The organism is Actinoplanes sp. NPDC051537 (assembly GCF_055586105.1).
In genome coordinates this window covers 247,272-262,866 of record NZ_JBVJIU010000006.1, presented here as the reverse complement: position 1 = coordinate 262,866, position 15,595 = coordinate 247,272, and the positions used below count along the sequence as shown (strand labels likewise).

Annotated in this window: 14 protein-coding genes; 2 read left to right on the top strand and 12 right to left on the bottom strand. The window is 71.7% G+C overall.

Annotated features, from left to right (window positions below; all coding sequences use genetic code 11):
* Positions 1-13: 13 nt before the first annotated feature.
* The 12 genes from ACZ6TB_RS16345 to ACZ6TB_RS16290 form a co-directional block, all read right to left on the bottom strand.
* Positions 14-385, bottom strand: coding sequence for a response regulator (locus ACZ6TB_RS16345; protein ID WP_465555052.1), 372 nt, complete (start codon positions 383-385; stop codon positions 14-16).
* The gene (locus ACZ6TB_RS16340; RefSeq protein WP_465555050.1) at positions 382-657 is read right to left on the bottom strand and encodes a hypothetical protein; all 276 of its coding nucleotides are present in this window, start codon (positions 655-657) and stop codon (positions 382-384) included. Before ACZ6TB_RS16340 ends, ACZ6TB_RS16345 begins: the two co-directional genes overlap by 4 nt.
* Entirely contained in the window at positions 638-2,965 is a 2,328-nt protein-coding gene (locus ACZ6TB_RS16335; protein ID WP_465555048.1) for a chemotaxis protein CheA, read from the bottom strand. Before ACZ6TB_RS16335 ends, ACZ6TB_RS16340 begins: the two co-directional genes overlap by 20 nt.
* Positions 2,962-3,354 (bottom strand): response regulator, encoded by a 393-nt coding sequence (locus tag ACZ6TB_RS16330; protein ID WP_465555046.1) that lies wholly within the window; start codon positions 3,352-3,354, stop codon positions 2,962-2,964. The genes ACZ6TB_RS16335 and ACZ6TB_RS16330 overlap by 4 nt, the downstream gene beginning before the upstream one ends.
* Positions 3,354-4,220 (bottom strand): CheR family methyltransferase, encoded by an 867-nt coding sequence (locus ACZ6TB_RS16325; protein WP_465555044.1) that lies wholly within the window; start codon positions 4,218-4,220, stop codon positions 3,354-3,356. The genes ACZ6TB_RS16330 and ACZ6TB_RS16325 overlap by 1 nt, the downstream gene beginning before the upstream one ends.
* Positions 4,217-4,810, bottom strand: coding sequence for a HEAT repeat domain-containing protein (locus tag ACZ6TB_RS16320; protein ID WP_465555042.1), 594 nt, complete (start codon positions 4,808-4,810; stop codon positions 4,217-4,219). The genes ACZ6TB_RS16325 and ACZ6TB_RS16320 overlap by 4 nt, the downstream gene beginning before the upstream one ends.
* Positions 4,811-4,823: 13 nt before the next feature.
* The gene (cheB, locus tag ACZ6TB_RS16315; protein WP_465555040.1) at positions 4,824-5,849 is read right to left on the bottom strand and encodes a chemotaxis-specific protein-glutamate methyltransferase CheB; all 1,026 of its coding nucleotides are present in this window, start codon (positions 5,847-5,849) and stop codon (positions 4,824-4,826) included.
* A gap of 1 nt (position 5,850) precedes the next feature.
* Positions 5,851-7,428, bottom strand: coding sequence for a chemotaxis protein CheW (locus tag ACZ6TB_RS16310; RefSeq protein ID WP_465555038.1), 1,578 nt, complete (start codon positions 7,426-7,428; stop codon positions 5,851-5,853).
* 10 nt (positions 7,429-7,438) lie between these two features.
* Positions 7,439-9,379: a methyl-accepting chemotaxis protein gene (locus ACZ6TB_RS16305; protein WP_465555036.1), complete on the bottom strand. Its 1,941-nt coding sequence runs from the start codon at positions 9,377-9,379 to the stop codon at positions 7,439-7,441.
* A gap of 224 nt (positions 9,380-9,603) precedes the next feature.
* Positions 9,604-10,173, bottom strand: a complete 570-nt coding sequence (locus tag ACZ6TB_RS16300) for an HhH-GPD-type base excision DNA repair protein (protein ID WP_465555034.1) — start codon at positions 10,171-10,173, stop codon at positions 9,604-9,606.
* 237 nt (positions 10,174-10,410) lie between these two features.
* Positions 10,411-11,064: a response regulator gene (locus ACZ6TB_RS16295; protein WP_465555032.1), complete on the bottom strand. Its 654-nt coding sequence runs from the start codon at positions 11,062-11,064 to the stop codon at positions 10,411-10,413.
* Positions 11,061-12,353: a sensor histidine kinase gene (locus ACZ6TB_RS16290; RefSeq protein ID WP_465555030.1), complete on the bottom strand. Its 1,293-nt coding sequence runs from the start codon at positions 12,351-12,353 to the stop codon at positions 11,061-11,063. The genes ACZ6TB_RS16295 and ACZ6TB_RS16290 overlap by 4 nt, the downstream gene beginning before the upstream one ends.
* Before the next feature lie 121 nt (positions 12,354-12,474).
* Here ACZ6TB_RS16290 and ACZ6TB_RS16285 point away from each other — a divergent pair, with 121 nt between their 5' ends.
* Together ACZ6TB_RS16285 and ACZ6TB_RS16280 are read left to right on the top strand one after the other, a co-directional pair.
* Complete coding sequence (locus ACZ6TB_RS16285; RefSeq protein WP_465555028.1) at positions 12,475-13,209, top strand: ABC transporter ATP-binding protein; 735 nt, start codon at positions 12,475-12,477, stop codon at positions 13,207-13,209.
* Positions 13,203-15,581 carry an ABC transporter permease gene (locus tag ACZ6TB_RS16280; protein WP_465555026.1) on the top strand — a complete coding sequence of 793 codons (2,379 nt, stop codon included), beginning with the start codon at positions 13,203-13,205 and terminating at the stop codon, positions 15,579-15,581. Before ACZ6TB_RS16285 ends, ACZ6TB_RS16280 begins: the two co-directional genes overlap by 7 nt.
* Positions 15,582-15,595 lie beyond the last annotated feature (14 nt).

Genomic DNA, 15,595 nt, shown 5'->3' with positions numbered 1-15,595 from the left:
TGACTACGGCGCGTCAGGCGCCGGGAAGAACCTGCTTGATCACCCCGAGCAGCTGCTCCGGGGCGACGGGCTTGACCAGCCAGCCGGTGGCGCCCGCGGTCTTGGCCTCGGTGCGCTTGGTCTGCTCCGACTCGGTGGTCAGCATGAGCATCGGGGTGAACCGCATGCCGGGGGCCTTGCGGGCCTCCCGGACGAACGTGATCCCGTCCATCTGCGGCATGTTGACGTCACTGATGATCAGATTCGGCTTGACGCCCTTGCCCAGCTTGTCGAGGGCCTCCTTGCCGTGCCCCGCGGTCTCCACGGAGTAACCGGCCTTGGTCAGGATCGACTTGAGGCTCATGAGCATGGTGGCGGAGTCGTCGACGAGCATCACGGTGGTCATGGTGGTTCGGTCCCTTGTCTGGTCGGCACGCCGCTGCTCCCCTCGAGCAGCGGCAGCACCTGCCCGGCCAAGAAGACGTCGGTCGGTGCCGCCGTTATCTTCGGCCGGAACCGCATCAGGGACTGGAATGCGCCGGTATGCAGATGGTTGCATTTACGCAAGTTGACGCGGGGTTTCGCGGTCGTCCGCAGCCAGCCGGCCAGCTGCTCGACCTCGTCGACGGTGACGACTCCGGTGAGCGTGGCGGTGGTGTCACCCAACTCGAGCGGCAAGGCCCAGCACCTCCTTCATGTTGAGCACCAGCAGCACCAGCCCGTCGCCGAGCAGCGCGGTGCCGGAGAACTCCTCGGCGTACGCGAGCAGGCCCTCCATCGGCTTGAGGATCACGTCGACCTCGCGGTGGAACTGCTCGACCAGCAGGCCGACGCGCTGGCCGTTCAGGCTGACGATCAGGATCGCCCGGTCCTTGGTCTCGTCCGGGATCCAGGGCATGTCGAGGGCGCGGGCCAGGTCGACGACCGGGACCACCTCGCCGCGCAGCACGACCACCTCCTGGTGCAGGACCCGGCTCATCTCGGCGGCCGGGACGCGCACGGTCTCGACGACGAGGTCGACCGGGATGCCGAAGCGCTGGCCGGCCACGCTGACCACCATCACCTGGGTGACCGCCATCGAGAGCGGCAGCCGCAGCCGGGTCGAGGTGCCGCGGCCGAACTGGGAGCGCATGGTCACCGAGCCGCCGAGCTTCTCGACGCTGGCGCGTACGGCGTCCATCCCGACGCCGCGCCCGGAGAGGTCGGAGACCTGCTCGGCGGTCGAGAAGCCGGGGCGGAAAACCAGGTCGACCGCGTCGGGGTCACTCATCGACTCCAACTCGTCCTCGGTGATCAGGCCTTTCTCGTACGCCTTCCGTTTCACCCGGTCCGGATCCACTCCCCGCCCGTCGTCCGCGATCTCCACGATCACCGCGTCCCCGTCGGCCACCGCGCCGAGCGTGATCTTCGCCGTCGCCGGCTTGCCGGTCGCGAGCCGCTCCTCGGTCGTCTCCACGCCGTGGTCCAGGCTGTTGCGCACGAGATGGACGAGCGGGTCGGCGAGCGCCTCGATGACGTCCTTGTCGGCCATCGTGTCCTCGCCCTCCATGATCAGCTCGATGCTCTTGCCGAGCCGGCGGCTCAGGTCACGCACCAGGCGCGGGAAGCGGGAGAAGGCGACCGAGAGCGGCAGCATCCGGATGTCCATGACCGCGGCCTGGAGCTCCTCGGCGATCCGGTGCATGCCCGAGTACTGATCCTTGATCCGGCGGGAGAGGGCGCGGCTGCCGAACTCCTCCTCGGCCGACTGAGCCAGGAAGGTCAGGCCGTTCTTGGCCACGTTGAGCTCGCCGACCAGCTCCATCAGGTGGTCGACCTTCTCCTGGTCGACCTTGAGGATGCGGCTGCCGACCTGGCCGCCGGGGTCGTCGGCGCGGCCGCGGTCCATCGGCAGATCCATCGCGGGCGCCGCGGGCGGCGGCGCGGTGGCGGTCTCCGGCGGTGGCGTGTCGCCGAGCAGCCGGGTGGCGGTCGCGGTGAGCGTGACGGCGTCGGGATCGGTGATCGCGACCGGATCGCCGAGGGCGTGCGCGGCCGCCGTGATCGCGTGGGCGATCGACAGCAGGTGCGGGCCGCCGGTCGGGTTGATCGCCAGGCTCCGGAGGGCGGCGGTGAGGATCGCCCGCGCGTCGGCGACCAGCTCGGGGTCGCCCGCCGGGGCGGGTTCCGGCGCCCCCGCCGGCGCCTCCACCGGGTCACCGTCCAGGTAGTGGCGCAGCGTGTCGCCGTCCAGATCGACGACCTCGATCTGGTCGCTCACGTAGCGGAACAGGTAGCCGATCTCGCCGGGCCCGGCGCGGGTGGCGACCACGAACGACAGCAGGCAGGCGTACTCGTCGTAGTCGTCGGCGGCCGGCCACTCGTCCGGCTCGACCACGCCGATCTTGTCCAGGGCCGGGACCTGCCGGATCAGGTGCAGCGGGTCCTCGGCCCGGAAGAAGCAACCGGAGTCCGGCGCGTACCGGATGAATCGCATATTTGATGAAGTGGTGCGCAGCCAGGTGGCCGTTTCCGTCAGCCACTCCGTGTCGAAGTGCTCGAGCCAGGCGGGAGCGACGTCTCTTTCCGATACGGCGGCCACTGCCACCGGCGCGGCCTTCTCGCCGCCGATCGGGGCGCGCAGCCGGACGATCAGGCTGGCCGCGTCGGCCCCGGCGGTCGGCGGCAGGCATTCGTGCGTGGTCACGTGGGCCAGCCAGCCCCGGATCAGGTCGAACGCGGCGAGCAGGTCGTCGGTCATCCCGGAGTCCAGCGGGAGGGCTCCGCCGCGTACCTGGTCGAGGAGATCTTCGGCGGCATGGGTGAGCTTGGTCAGCTCCGGGAAGTCGAAGAGGCCGGACGAGCCCTTGAACGTGTGCGCGGCCCGGAACACCTCGTTGATCAGCTCCGGGTCGCCGGGCGTGCGCTCGAGCTGGAGCAGGCCCTCGTCGACCTGGGTGAGCAGGTCGGCGGCCTCGGCCAGGAACTGGGCGAGCAGGGGGTTCATGCCGCCACGCCCCGTCCGGCCGTGAGGATCCGGGCGATCCGCACCAGGCGATCGGCGGCGATCGGCTTGACCACGTAGAGGTTCGCCCCCGCCGCGTACGCCCGATCGGCGTCACCCGGCCGGTCCTCGGTGCTGATCATGACCACCGGCGCCGGGGTGCCGACCGTCTCCGACCGCAGCGTCTCCACGCAGGCGTACCCGTTCATCTTCGGCATGTTCACGTCCACCACGAAGAGGTCGAAGGGGGTGCCGAGGGCCGCCTCGACCGCCTCCAGGCCGTTCGCCGCCTCGGCCACCTCGAAGCCGGCGTCGCTCAGCAGTTTGTTGTGGTAGAGCCGCACCGTCGCGGCGTCGTCCACCACGAGCACCCTCGGCTCGGTCTCGGTCATCACTTGGCTCCGGTCGGTCGTTGGTAGACGATGCCCTCCGGCAGGCGGCTCGGCGTGAAGATCGGGGAGATCCGGCTCATCGACTCGGAGTGCCCGAGGAAGAGGTAGCCGCCCGGCCGCATCGCGCCGTACAGGTTCTCGGCCGCCCGCCGGCTGGACAGCTCGTCGAAGTAGATGAGCACGTTGCGGCAGAAGATCACGTCGAAGTCGCGGAAGACCCGCATGGCCGCGGTGTCGCAGACGTTGACCTGGTGCAGCGTGACCGCGTCGCGGATGCCGTCGTCGAGCTGATTGCGGCCGGCGCCGACCGCGGTGAAGTACCGGGCCACCCACGGCTTCGGCACGCGTTGCAGCGACCGCTCGCCGTAGCTCGCGTGCCGGGCGCGGGCCAGCACCTCGCTGTCGATGTCGGCGCCGTGGATCTCCACGTCCACGGTGTCCATGTGCTCCCATTCCTCCAGGAGGCGAAGGGCGATGGAGTACGGCTCCTCGCCCGTCGAGCAGGGCAGCGAGAGGATCTTGACCGGCCCGACGATCCGGCCCGGCCCGCCCCGCGCGGCCAGCACGTCGGGCAGGACCTTGCTCAGCAGAGCGTCGAACTGGTAGTCCTCGCGCAGGAAGTACGTCTCGTTGACGGTGAGCTGGTTGATCAGCTCCTGGAGCAGGTCGGGGCGGTCGCTCAGCCGCAGCGCCGCGAACCACCCGGTGAACGAGTCGAAGCCGCCGGCCCGGATGCAGGCGTCGATCCGCTTGTCGACGAAGTAGCGCTTGGTCGCGGTGAACTGGATGCCGGTCCGCTTGTAGAAGTACTCGCGGAACTTCTCGAAGTCGGCGCCGGTCAGCCCGGTCCCGACGGCTGAGGTCATCGCAGGGCCGCCTCGACCGTGAAGCGCAGGAAGGGATCGTGGGGGAAGCGGCGCACCGCCCGCTCCAGCAGCTCGTGGTGCTCGGGGCCGAGCGAGGGCAGCAGCGCGTCGATGGCGGAGGCCACCACGTTCGGGTGGGTGTCGTCGCGGATCATCTCGGCGAGCCAGGTCAGCGACGCGGGGTGGGGCAGGTCGGCGAGGACCATCGCGGTCATCACCCGTACGTCGTGATCGGGATCTTGAAGAAGACGGGGAACGATGGCGGGCGTCGAGATCGGCATCGTGGCCAGCGCTTCGGCCACGGCCGTGCGAAGTCCCGCGTCGTCGCTGGCCAGGTGGACGGCCAGCCGCTCGGCGACCTCGTCGGTGTCGTGCGCCGCCAGCGTCGTGAGCAGCGCGTCGCGTACGGCCGGCTGATCCTCTTCGGGGATCCGGTCGAGCAGCGGTCCCACCGCCCCGGCCACGCCGTCCAGGCCGAGCGCCGCCTCCCGCCGCCGGTCCGGATCCGGGTCGTCGAGCTGATTCAGCAGGTCATCGGCCGTCAGCTCGCGCTGCTCCGGCTCCGGCGTCTTCTTGCGGACGAGTCCCATGTGCTCGCTCCTCTCAGCGAACCCAGTCGGCCACGCGGGCGGCGATCTCGTGGGACGGCAGCACCACGTCGGCGCCACCCCGCCGGGCCAGCTCGCCCGGCATCCCCCAGACCACGGCGGTCTCCTCGGACTCCGCGATCGTGCGACCGCCGCCGGCGTGCACCTCGGCGATCTCGGCGGCGCCGTCGTCGCCCATACCGGTCAGCAGCACGCAGACCAGGCGCGACGGATCGCAGTGCCGGCGGGCCGAGGCGACCAGGCGGTCGACGCTCGGGTGCCAGCGGTACTCGGCGCCCGAGGGCACCGACTTGACGATCAGACCGTCGGTGCGCCGGGCGATCACGACGTCGGCGCTGCCCCGGCCCAGGTAGATGTTGCCCTTGTGGATCGTGGTGATCCGGTTGACCTCGTGCACCCGCAGCCGGCAGTTCTCGTCGAGCCGCCGGGCCAGGGGCGCCGTGAAGGAGGCCGGGATGTGCTGGGCGACCACGACCGGGGCGCCCAGGTCGGCCGGTAGCTGGGGCAGCAGTTCGGTCAGTAGCTGGGGGCCGCCGGTCGATGATCCGATGAGGACGAGGTCGGTTTGCTTTTTGTCCTTTTTTATGGGATTTATCGTGATTTCGGCGACGGCTTTCCTTCGCATGCGGGCCGCCGACGCCGCCCGCACCTTCTCCACCAGCTCGCCGGAGATCTCGTCGATGTTGAGCGAGACCGTCCCGCCCGGCTTGGCCACGTAGTCGACCGCGCCGAGCTCCAGCGCCTCCAGCGTGACCAGCGCGTTCCTCTCGGTCAGCGACGAGACCATGACCACCGGCGTCGGCCGGTGCTCCATGATCCTGGAGAGGCAGGTGAGGCCGTCCATCTCCGGCATGTTCACGTCCAGGGTGATCACGTCGGGCTGGACGCGATCGAGCTGCTCGAGGGCGTCCGTGCCGTTGCGGGCGGTCTCCACCCGGAACTCGCCCGTCTCGGCCAGGATCCCCTTGAGCGCCCGGCGCATCAGCGCCGAGTCGTCGACGACGAGGACAGAAGTGGACATCTCAGACGGTGGCCAGGGCTTCCGCAGTCTCCTCGACCACGCCCTCCTTGAGCGCGCGGGCCTGGTCGGCAGCCAGCAGCTGGTCGACCTGCACCAGGAGGAGCATCCGCTTCTGGTCCGGAAGGTTCGCGACCCGTTCGATGATGCGAGCCTGTTCGGCGGACAGCTCCGGGGCCGGCTCCAGCACGTGCCGGCCGACCCGGGCCACCTCGGCCACCGAGTCGACGATGAAGCCGGTGCGCACGCCCCCGATGATCAGAACCACGATCCGCTGGCGCTCGTCGCGCTCGCTCTTCTCCAGGCCGAGGCGGGTACGGAGATCGACCACGGGGAGGACGGTCCCGCGCAGATTGACGAGACCTTCCACGAAGTCGTACGACTTGGGCACGCGGATGAGTGCGTCCGGCACCCGGATGATCTCCTGCACGGCGTCGACGTCGACGGCGTACTCCTCCTCGTCGAGCCGGAACACGACGAACAGCTCCTCGTCGCCCCGGCCGTCGTCGGCGACCCGCTGGTCCTCGGCCATCTCGGCGGTCCCCTCCCGGCTCTGGTGCTCGGCGATCTCGTTGCGTACCTCGGGCGAGTCGAACATCCGGTTCACGCTCAGCACCGACACCAGGCGCTTGCCGTCCTCGAGCCGGACCACCGACTCGACCTCGCTCTTGCGCCCGCCGCCCTCGCCCGCCATGAAGTTCGGCAGGGGCGCGACCAGCTCGTGCGGGACGCGCAGCACCTCGCGGACGGTGTCCATCACGACCCCGACCACGCCGCCGCCTCCTTCGCCGTCGTTCAGCGAGACGACGACGATCCGGTTCTGCGGTTCGAGGTCGGTGACCGGCAGCCCGAAGACCCGGCGCATGCTGACCACCGGGAGCAGCCGGCCACGCAGGTCGATCACGCCGAGGACCCGGCTGCCCGCGTTCGGGACGTGGCTGACCGACTCCGGGGCCTGCACGATCTCCTGGACCTGGTCGATCGGCAGCGCGTACTCCTGGCCCTCGACCGCGAAGCTGACCAGCTCGAGCGTGTCGTCGCTCTCGGCGTCCTCGTCTTCGGTGCCCGGGTCGCGCCGGGCCCCGGCCGCGACGTCGGTCTTGACGGCGGCCGCGGCCAGCCGATCGAACTGGCTGCCGACCAGCCGGTCCACGTCGAGCACGGTGGTCATCTCGCCGCCGCCCGACTTGATCACGCCGATCAGCACGTCGGAGTGGACCGTGGACTGCACCGAGTCGGCCGACTCCATGTCGGCCGGGTCGATGCTGATCACGCTCGAGACGCGGTCGACCACGAAGCCCAGCGGCACGCCGCCGTCCACGATGATCACCCGGGTGGTCTCGTCGTGCTCGGTCGCGTCCATGTCGCAGCACACCCGCAGGCTGACCACCGGCAGCACGCGGCCGCGCAGGTTGGCCAGGCCCTCGAGACTCGGCGGGCCGAGGGGCACCCTCACCACCGCGGGCATCCGGATGATCTCCTGGACGCGGCTCATCGGGAACGCGTACCGCTCCCCCGCCATGTCGAAGGTGACGTAGTCGGCGTTGTCGTCCTCGACCGTCTGTTCGTCGTCGACGCTCATCCGCGCCTCCTCAGGCCGCGTTCTGGAGCTCGTCGGCCAGCGCCGCGATCTCCTCAACGGCCGCGGCCAGGTCCTCGGCGCCCTGCGCCTGCTCCTTGGCCGCGGTCGAGGCCTGCCCGGCGAGCTGCTCGGCCTCGTTGGCGGCCGACGAGATCTGCTCCAGGCCGGTCTTGACCTCGGCGAGGACGGACGCGATCTGCTGGGCCGACTCGCGCACCTCCTCGTTGCCGGAGCGGACCTGCTGCATGTCGCGCTCGATCTCGGCAAGCCGGTCGGTGGTCGCCTTGGCCGCCTCGACCTCGGCGAGCGCCTGCCGGCTGGTCTCCTCGAGGTCGGCGCGCACCTCGACGATCCGGTCCTGCACGGCCTTGACCAGGTCCTTGATCCGGTCGGCGTTGTCGGCCGAGTCGCGGGCCAGGTTGCGGATGTCGGTGGAGACGACCGCGAAGCCCTTGCCGAACTCGCCGGCCCGCGCCGACTCGACCGAGCCGTTCACGGCCAGCATGTTCGTCTGGATCGACACGTTCGCGATGGCGTCGACGATCTTGTCGATCCGGCGGGAGATCTGCTCGAGCTCGCTGACCTTGCGGACGTTCTCGATGCCGTCCCGGGCCGCCTGGCCGATCGCCTGGATCATCGAGTCGACCGCGTCCTTGTTGGTGGACAGCAGGCCCAGGATCGCGTCGGCCCGCTCGACGGCGGCGCCGCCCCGGTTCTCGGAGAGCTGGGCGCCCTGCTCGATCCGGTTGACCAGCTCGGCCGTCTGCTGCCCCTTCTCGGACGCCGTCCGCGCCCCCGAGTTGATCTCGTTGATCGCCGTGTTGATCTGACCGGCCGCCCGGTTGATCTCCTCGACCGCCGCCGACAGCTCTTCGGCCGCGCTCGCCACGTCCTCGGCGCTCTTGGCGATGTCGGTGCTGTTGCGCAAGGTCTCGGAGATCTCGGCGAGCGTTTCGGCGGCCTGTTCGCTCTGCCGCAGCGCCTGGGTCTGCTGGCCGACCGTCTGCAGCGACTCCTCGCAGGCCGCGGACTGCTGCTCGGCCGCCGCGGCGATCTCCTCAGAGCGGGCCTTGGCCGCGGCCGTGGCGATCTTGGACTGGTCGGCGGCCGCGGCCATCTCGGTGGCGCCGGTCATGATCGAGCCCATGTCGGCCCGGATCGTCTCGAGCTGGTCGGTGATCGACTTGCCCTTCTCGACCTCGCCGCGGGCGGTGTCGGCCGACGACTGCACGCCGGAGGCGATGGTGGTGACGCTGGCGCGCACCTCGTCGATCAGGTCGCGGATCTGCCGGGCGCTGCGCTCGCTGGTCTCGGCGAGCGTGCGGACCTCGTCGGCGACGACCGCGAAGCCCTTGCCGTGCTGGCGGGCGCGGGCGGCCTCGATGGCGGCGTTCAGCGCGAGCAGATTCGTCTGGTCGGCGATGTGTGCGACGGTCTTGACGATCTCGCCGATCTCGTCCGCCTGCTTCTCCAGCTCGGTGATCGTCACGACCGACTCGGACTGCCGGCTGGAGGCCCCCTCGACGTTGCCGAGCAGGTTGCTGATGCCGGTGCGGGTCTCGTTCAGCAGGTTCTGCAGGGCCTGGCTGAGCTCGGCGACCTGCCGGGTGGTCTGCTCCTGGCGGCCGACCCGCTCCTCGACCTGGTTCATCGCGGCGAGGCTCTGCTGGGTGGCGCCGGACGCCTCCTCGGCGCCGGCCGAGATCTGCTGCATCGACTCGGCGAGCTGCCGGGAGGCCTCGGCGGCCTCGGCGTTCTGCGCGGAGATCTCGGAGGTGGCCGAGGCGATCCGCTCGGCGGCCTGCTGCTGCTTGGCGACGCTGCGCGCCTGGCGCCGGGTGGCCTCGGGATCACCGCCGCGCGGTGGCCGGGTCGAGCCGGCGTTCGACGTGGGCCGCACCGACCGAACGGTCTCGGCGCGCCCGTTGGCGGTGCTGGTGGTCAAGGGCATGGAGTGGGCTCCCCTCTCGTCGAAACGGGTCGGGGAACGCGCGCCATCCATGGCCCTTGATCGCTGCTTTTTGCTTCCCCCGCCTACTCGGAAAATCCTGGCACCGGCCGCCGACCCGGCGAGCCGATATGCACCCACTTGAATCGACGGGACACCGTCACCGAACGCACGGCGCAGGACGGTTACCGAAAGGTGAGACGGCAATCTCTGCGGTTTTGCCCGGATTATGCGGATTTGGCGGCCGCCTTCATCTCCTTCTTGTAGGCGCGCACCTTGCCCAGCGACTCGGCGTCGACGATGTCGGCGACGGACTTGAAGGACCCCATTTCCCCGTACGCCCCGGCAGCCTCCCGCCACCCGACCGGCTCGACGCCGTACTGCTTGCCGAGCAGCGCTACGAAGATCTGCGATTTCTGCTTGCCGAACCCCGGCAGCGACGCGACCCGCTTGAGCAGCTCCTTGCCGTCGGCGACGCCGGTCCAGAGGTTGGCCGCCTCGCCGTCATACTCCTCGACGAGCCCCCGGCACACTTCCTGAACCCGAGCCGCCATGGCCTTCGGAAACCGATGCAGCGCCGGCGGCGTGGCAAAGATCGCCACCAGCCCTTCCGGGTCGAACTCCGCCAGCTCCACCGCCGTAGGCACATGCCCCAGCCGAAGAGCCAACACATGCGGCGACGAGAACGCCTTCTCGAGCGGAATCTGCTGATCGAGCACCATCCCGATAAGCAGCGCCAGCGGATCGGTCGAGAGCAGCTTGTTGGCGTCGGCGTCGATCGGCAGGGTGAGCGTCATGGCCCTATCTTGCCGCGAACCCTTTCCCCACGGAATCCGCATCCAGCCGCTGTAGTTGGCCGCCCGCCTCGCCGGCCGCCCTCACCGCCCGTCGCCCCTTCCGCCCGTCACCCCTTCCGCCCGTCACCCCTTCCGCCCGCCGCCCTTTCCGCCCGCCGGCCCTTCCGCCCGCCGCGCCGCCGGCCGCCCTCGCCGCCCCGGCCCGTGGCCCCGCGTTGCCTAGGCGCGACCACCCCATCAGCGGACGCCGGCCTCGTAGGCCATCACCACCAACTGGGCCCGGTCCCGCGCCTCGAGCTTCAGCAGCAGCCGCCCCACATGCGACTTCACCGTGCCCATGCTCACGTGCAGATCCGTCGCGATCTCATCGTTCGACCGCCCGCGCGCCACCAGCGCCAGCACCTCGCGCTCCCGCGCCGTGATCTCCCGCAGCGCCGTCACCTTCCGCTCCGGCTGCTCGACGTAGGCCGTGATCAGCCGCCGGGTAGCCGCCGGCGTCAACAGCGCCTCCCCCGACGCCACCACCCGGATCGCCTTGATCAGCTCATCGGGAAGAACCTCCTTCAGCAGAAACCCGCTCGCCCCCGCCCGAAGCGCCCCGAACACGTACTCATCCAGATCGAACGTGGTCAGCACGATCACCCGCGTCCCGAGCCCCGCCGCGCTCTGACAGATCAGCCTGGTCGCCTCGATCCCGCTCATCTCCGGCATCCGCACGTCCATGAGCACGACATCGGGCTCCTCCCGCCGCGCGATGTCGACGGCTTCCCGCCCCGTGCTCGCCTCCCCCACGCAGGTAAGCCCCGGCGTGTTGTCGATGAGCAGCCGAAAGCTGGCCCGCAACAGCGCATGGTCGTCCGCCAGAGCCACCCGAACCCGCTGCTCGGTCATCGCGCGTACCGCAAAGTCGTCGCCACCCGCCAGCCACCCACCGCGCCCGTCCCCGCCGGTCTCGTCCTCATCCCGCCCGGACCGGCCGCGCAGGGTTCCGTCGCGCAGGGTCCCGCCGCGCAGGGTTCCGCCGCGCAGGGTCCCGCCGCCCAGGATCCCGCCGCCCAGGGCCCCGCCGCCAGCTCGCCGCCGAACATCGCCGCTCGCTCCCGCATGCCGATCAACCCCTGGCCCGCCGGCCCGTCATCCGTTGGCGCCGCCGCCCGGCCCTCGCCGATCGCCCCGACGCCGTCGTCGATCACCTCGAGCCACACCTCGCCCGGCGCGAGATCGACCGCGATCCGGCATTTCGTCGCCCTTGCGTGCTTCAGCACATTCGTGAGCGCCTCCTGCACCAGCCGGAACACCGCCACGCCCACACCCTCCGGCACGTCCCGATCGCCCCGCACCTGGAGCTCGACCACCAACCCGGTCGAACGCGCCGCGGCGACCACACCGTCGAGATCGGACAGTCCCGGCGTGGGCACGACGATCGCCTCGGCCCGCAGCGCCCCGAGCGCCCGCCGCAGCTCCGCGAGCGCCTCCCGGCTGGTCGCCGCGATGTCGCGCAACGACTCCCGCAACTGCTGCGGCTGGGCGTCGGCGATGTGGTCGGCCACCGTCGCCCGGACCGCGATCACGCTCATGTTGTGCGCCACGATGTCGTGCAGGTCGCGCGCGATCCGCAGCCGCTCCTCGCCCAGCGCCAGCTCGGTGGCCTGCGCGGCGCTGCGAGCCGCGTAGGCCCGGCGCTCCCGAATCGTGCGCCCGGTCGTCCAGCACCCGCCGAGCACCCACAGCACGAGCCCGACCTCGAACGCGTCTCCCGCCGCCCACCCGAAGGACGCCGCGAGCACCGCGATGCTCACGATGACGATCGTCACCGATCGCCGCCGGCCGACGTCGGTGCCCACCGTGTAGAGCACTAACGCCAGCATCAGTGTCGGCGCCACCCCGGCGTAGTCCGGTATCAGCCCGCTGGTCGACACGAGCGCGCCGAGCACGAGGGCCGACCAGGCCGCCGCCTCGGGCCGCAACCGCCGCACCGCCACCGGCACTCCCAGCAGCAGCCCGGCCAGCATCGACACCCAGCCCGGCTCGTGCCAGGAGGCGCGCGACGCCGGGACCGGAACCTCGAGCGCCGCGATCCAGCCGACCAGCGCGACGCCGACGGCCAGCCCGGCGTCGCACGCGATGAGCTGGCCGCGGCTGAGCCCGCGGAGGAGCACGGAAGGCGTTGCGGTGGTCATGCCCGCGACAGTAATCAGGCGGCGGGCCGGGCGCGTCAGACCACGGTCTGAACTTTGCGATCTTCAACTGTGGACCTGGGTCGGACGATTTCCCGCACCGAGCCGGGGATCGTCGACGCCCATGACGACAGCGATGGTCGCGCTCCACGACCTACGGATGGAGTATCGCGCCGGCCGGGACCGGGTGGCGGCGCTCGACGGCGTCACGGTCGAGCTCCCGCCCGGCACGTTCACGGCCGTGATGGGCCCCTCCGGCTCCGGCAAGTCGACGCTGCTGCACTGCGCGGCCGGCCTCGACCGGCCGACCGCCGGCGAGGTGGTCCTCGACGGCGTCCGGCTGGGCGGGCTCGACGAGACCGGCCTGACGGTGCTCCGCCGTGAGCGCGTGGGCTTCGTGTTCCAGGCCTTCAACCTGATCTCCTCGCTGACCGCGGCGCAGAATGTCGCTCTCCCCGCCCGCCTGGCCGGTCGCCGGGTCGATCCGGCCGAGACGGCACGGGCCCTGGCCCGGGTCGGTCTCGCCGACCGTGGCCGACATCGGCCGAGCGAGCTGTCCGGCGGCGAGCAGCAGCGGGTCGCGATCGCCCGCGCGTTGCTCACCGGTCCGGCCGTGCTCTTCGCCGACGAACCGACCGGCGCGCTCGACGGCGCCACCTCCCGCCAGGTGCTCGGCCTGCTGCGCGACCTGGTCGAGGAGCGTGGTCAGACCATCGTGATGGTCACCCACGATCCGGTGGCGGCCGCCATGGCCGACCAGGTGCTGCTGCTGGCCGACGGCCGCCTGATCGACCGCGTCGAGGCGACCTCGGCCGAGTCGATCGCGGCCCGCATGGCCGCGGTGGAGGCGAAATGCTGACGCGCGACCGGCTGGGCGCGTTCGTCGCCGTCCTCTTTGGTACGGCGGTGGTCGCGCTCACCCTCAGCCTGCTCGCCTCCGCGCGCCCCCGGGTTCCCGACCGATACGCCGCGACCACCGTGGCCGTCCTGAACCCGCGAGCGGCCACCCCGGCCGACCCGTTCCCCGAGTCCCGGCCGTGGTCCTCCGCCGACGCGACCGCGCTGGCCACTCGCCTGGCCACGATCCCGGGCGTGACCGCGGCCGTCCCCGACCGGCGCTTCTACGCCCAGCCCGTGCTCGGCGGCCGCCCGTCGCCGTCGATCCAGGAAGGCCACGGCTGGGCCGCCGCCGCCCTGGCATCCGACACGCTGGTCGGCGGCCGGCCCGCGACCGCCGATCACGAGGTGGTCCTGTCCCGGCGATCGGGCGTCCCGGTCGGCGGCACGGTCTCGATCCTGACCGCGGCCGGCCCGTCGACCTGGGCCGTGACCGGCCTCATCGACGCCGACCGCCTCTACGTCGCCGACGCCACCGCGGCGCGACTGGCTCCCGGCGTCCGCGTCATCGGCCTCACCGGCCGTCCCGAAGTGGCCCGGGTCGAGTCGGTCGCCACCGGCGCCACGGTTTTGCACGGCGCAAGCCTGGGCGAGCTCGAGCCGAGGTCCGACGCCCGGACGAGGTGGATCGGCCTCCAGGTGGTCACGGCCATGACCGCGTTGTCGGCGTTCGCCTGCGCCTTCGTGATCGCTTCGACCTTCGCGCTCGTCGTCCACCAGCGCCGGCGCGAGATCGGCCTGCTGCGGGCGACCGGCGCGACGCCGAAGCAGGTACGCCGATCGATCGTCAGGGAGGCCGCGATAGTCGGCGTGGTCGCCGGGGCACTGGGCACGCTGCTCGGGGTCGCCGTCTCGCCGCTGATCGGCGAGGTGCTGGTCGACGCCGGGTTCCAGCCGCACTCGTTCGCGGTCGCCCCGCACCTCTGGCCGATCCTGGCCGGTCTCGCCGCCGGCCCGCTCCTCGCCACCACCGGATCGCTGGTCGCCGCGCGGCGGGCGGCCCGGGTCCGGCCGCTCGAGGCGCTGCGCGACGCGGAGGTCGAGGCCAAGCCGATGACCCGCTTCCGGTGGGCCCTGGGCCTGTTCTGCACCGCCGCGGGCGCGCTGGCCGGGGCCGCCACCACGATGACCGACGACGTCACCGACCTCGCCACGCTCGCGCTGCTCGGCGCGATGGCGCTGGTGGTCGGCGCCACCGTTCTGGCGCCGGCTGCCGTGCCGTTGATCGTCCGGGTGCTGCTGCGCCCGGCGCGCGGCCCGATCGGCACGGTGATGCGGGAGAGCGCGCTCACCGGCGCGCGGCGCACTGCATCGACCGCCGCCCCGGTGCTGCTGACGATCGCGTTCGCGGTCTTCATCGCCGGCAACGTGCGGACCTCCACCGATGCGTACGCGGGCCATCGAGCCGACGCGATCGGCGCCGGCACCGTCCTCGTCCCCGACGGAACGCCCGGCCTGACCGACGCGGCCGCGCCGGGAGCCCCGCTGCCGACCACCGTCTACGTCGGCGATACCGCGGTGTCCGCGGTCGGCGGCGACACCGCGGTGTCCGCGGCCCGCGGCGCCAGCACGGCTACCGAGCCCGGCGGCGCCAGCACGGCGACCGAGCCCGGCGGCGCTAGCACGGCGACCGAGCCCGGAACGGCCGCCATCACCGCGGGCCTGGCCGCCCAGAATGGGCTGAAAGTGGGCGACACGGTCCCGCTGACCTTCGCGGATGGCGTCCGGGCGATGTTCCGGGTGGGGGCGGTCGTCGAGCACGGCGCCGGGACGGCCGAGGTCATGCTCGGCCGCGCGACCGTCCGCGAGCACGACCCGTCCGCCCTGGCCGACGCCATGGCTCTCACCGACGGGGAAAGACCGGCCGTGCTCGGCGCACGAACGGTCAATGTGGACGCCTACGCCCGCCAGGCCGACGCCGACGAGGACCGGCTCGTCTGGATCTTCACGCTGCTATTGATCGGCGTGTCCGTCGGCTATGGCGCGCTCGCGGTGGCGAACACGCTGTTCATGGCCACGGCTCGCCGTGCCCCCGACTACCGCCTGCTCCGGCTGGCCGGCGCGACCCCGCGTCAGGTGCTGCTGGCCGTCGCCGGGGAGTCCGCACTCGCGGTCGTGATCGGGGCGGTGCTGGGGTGCGCCGCGGCGATCGCGGCCCTGTGGGGCGGCATTGCCGGCCTGCGCCAGCAGACCGGCACCGACGTGCCGCTGACCATCCCGTGGCCGATCGCGGCCGGCTCGCTCGCCGTCTGCCTGCTGCTCGCCCTGGCCGCCAGCGTGCTGCCGGCCCGAGCCCGCCTGGCCCGCTCCGAGCCGATCCGGCCGGCGTGGTGATGACCCGAGCCACC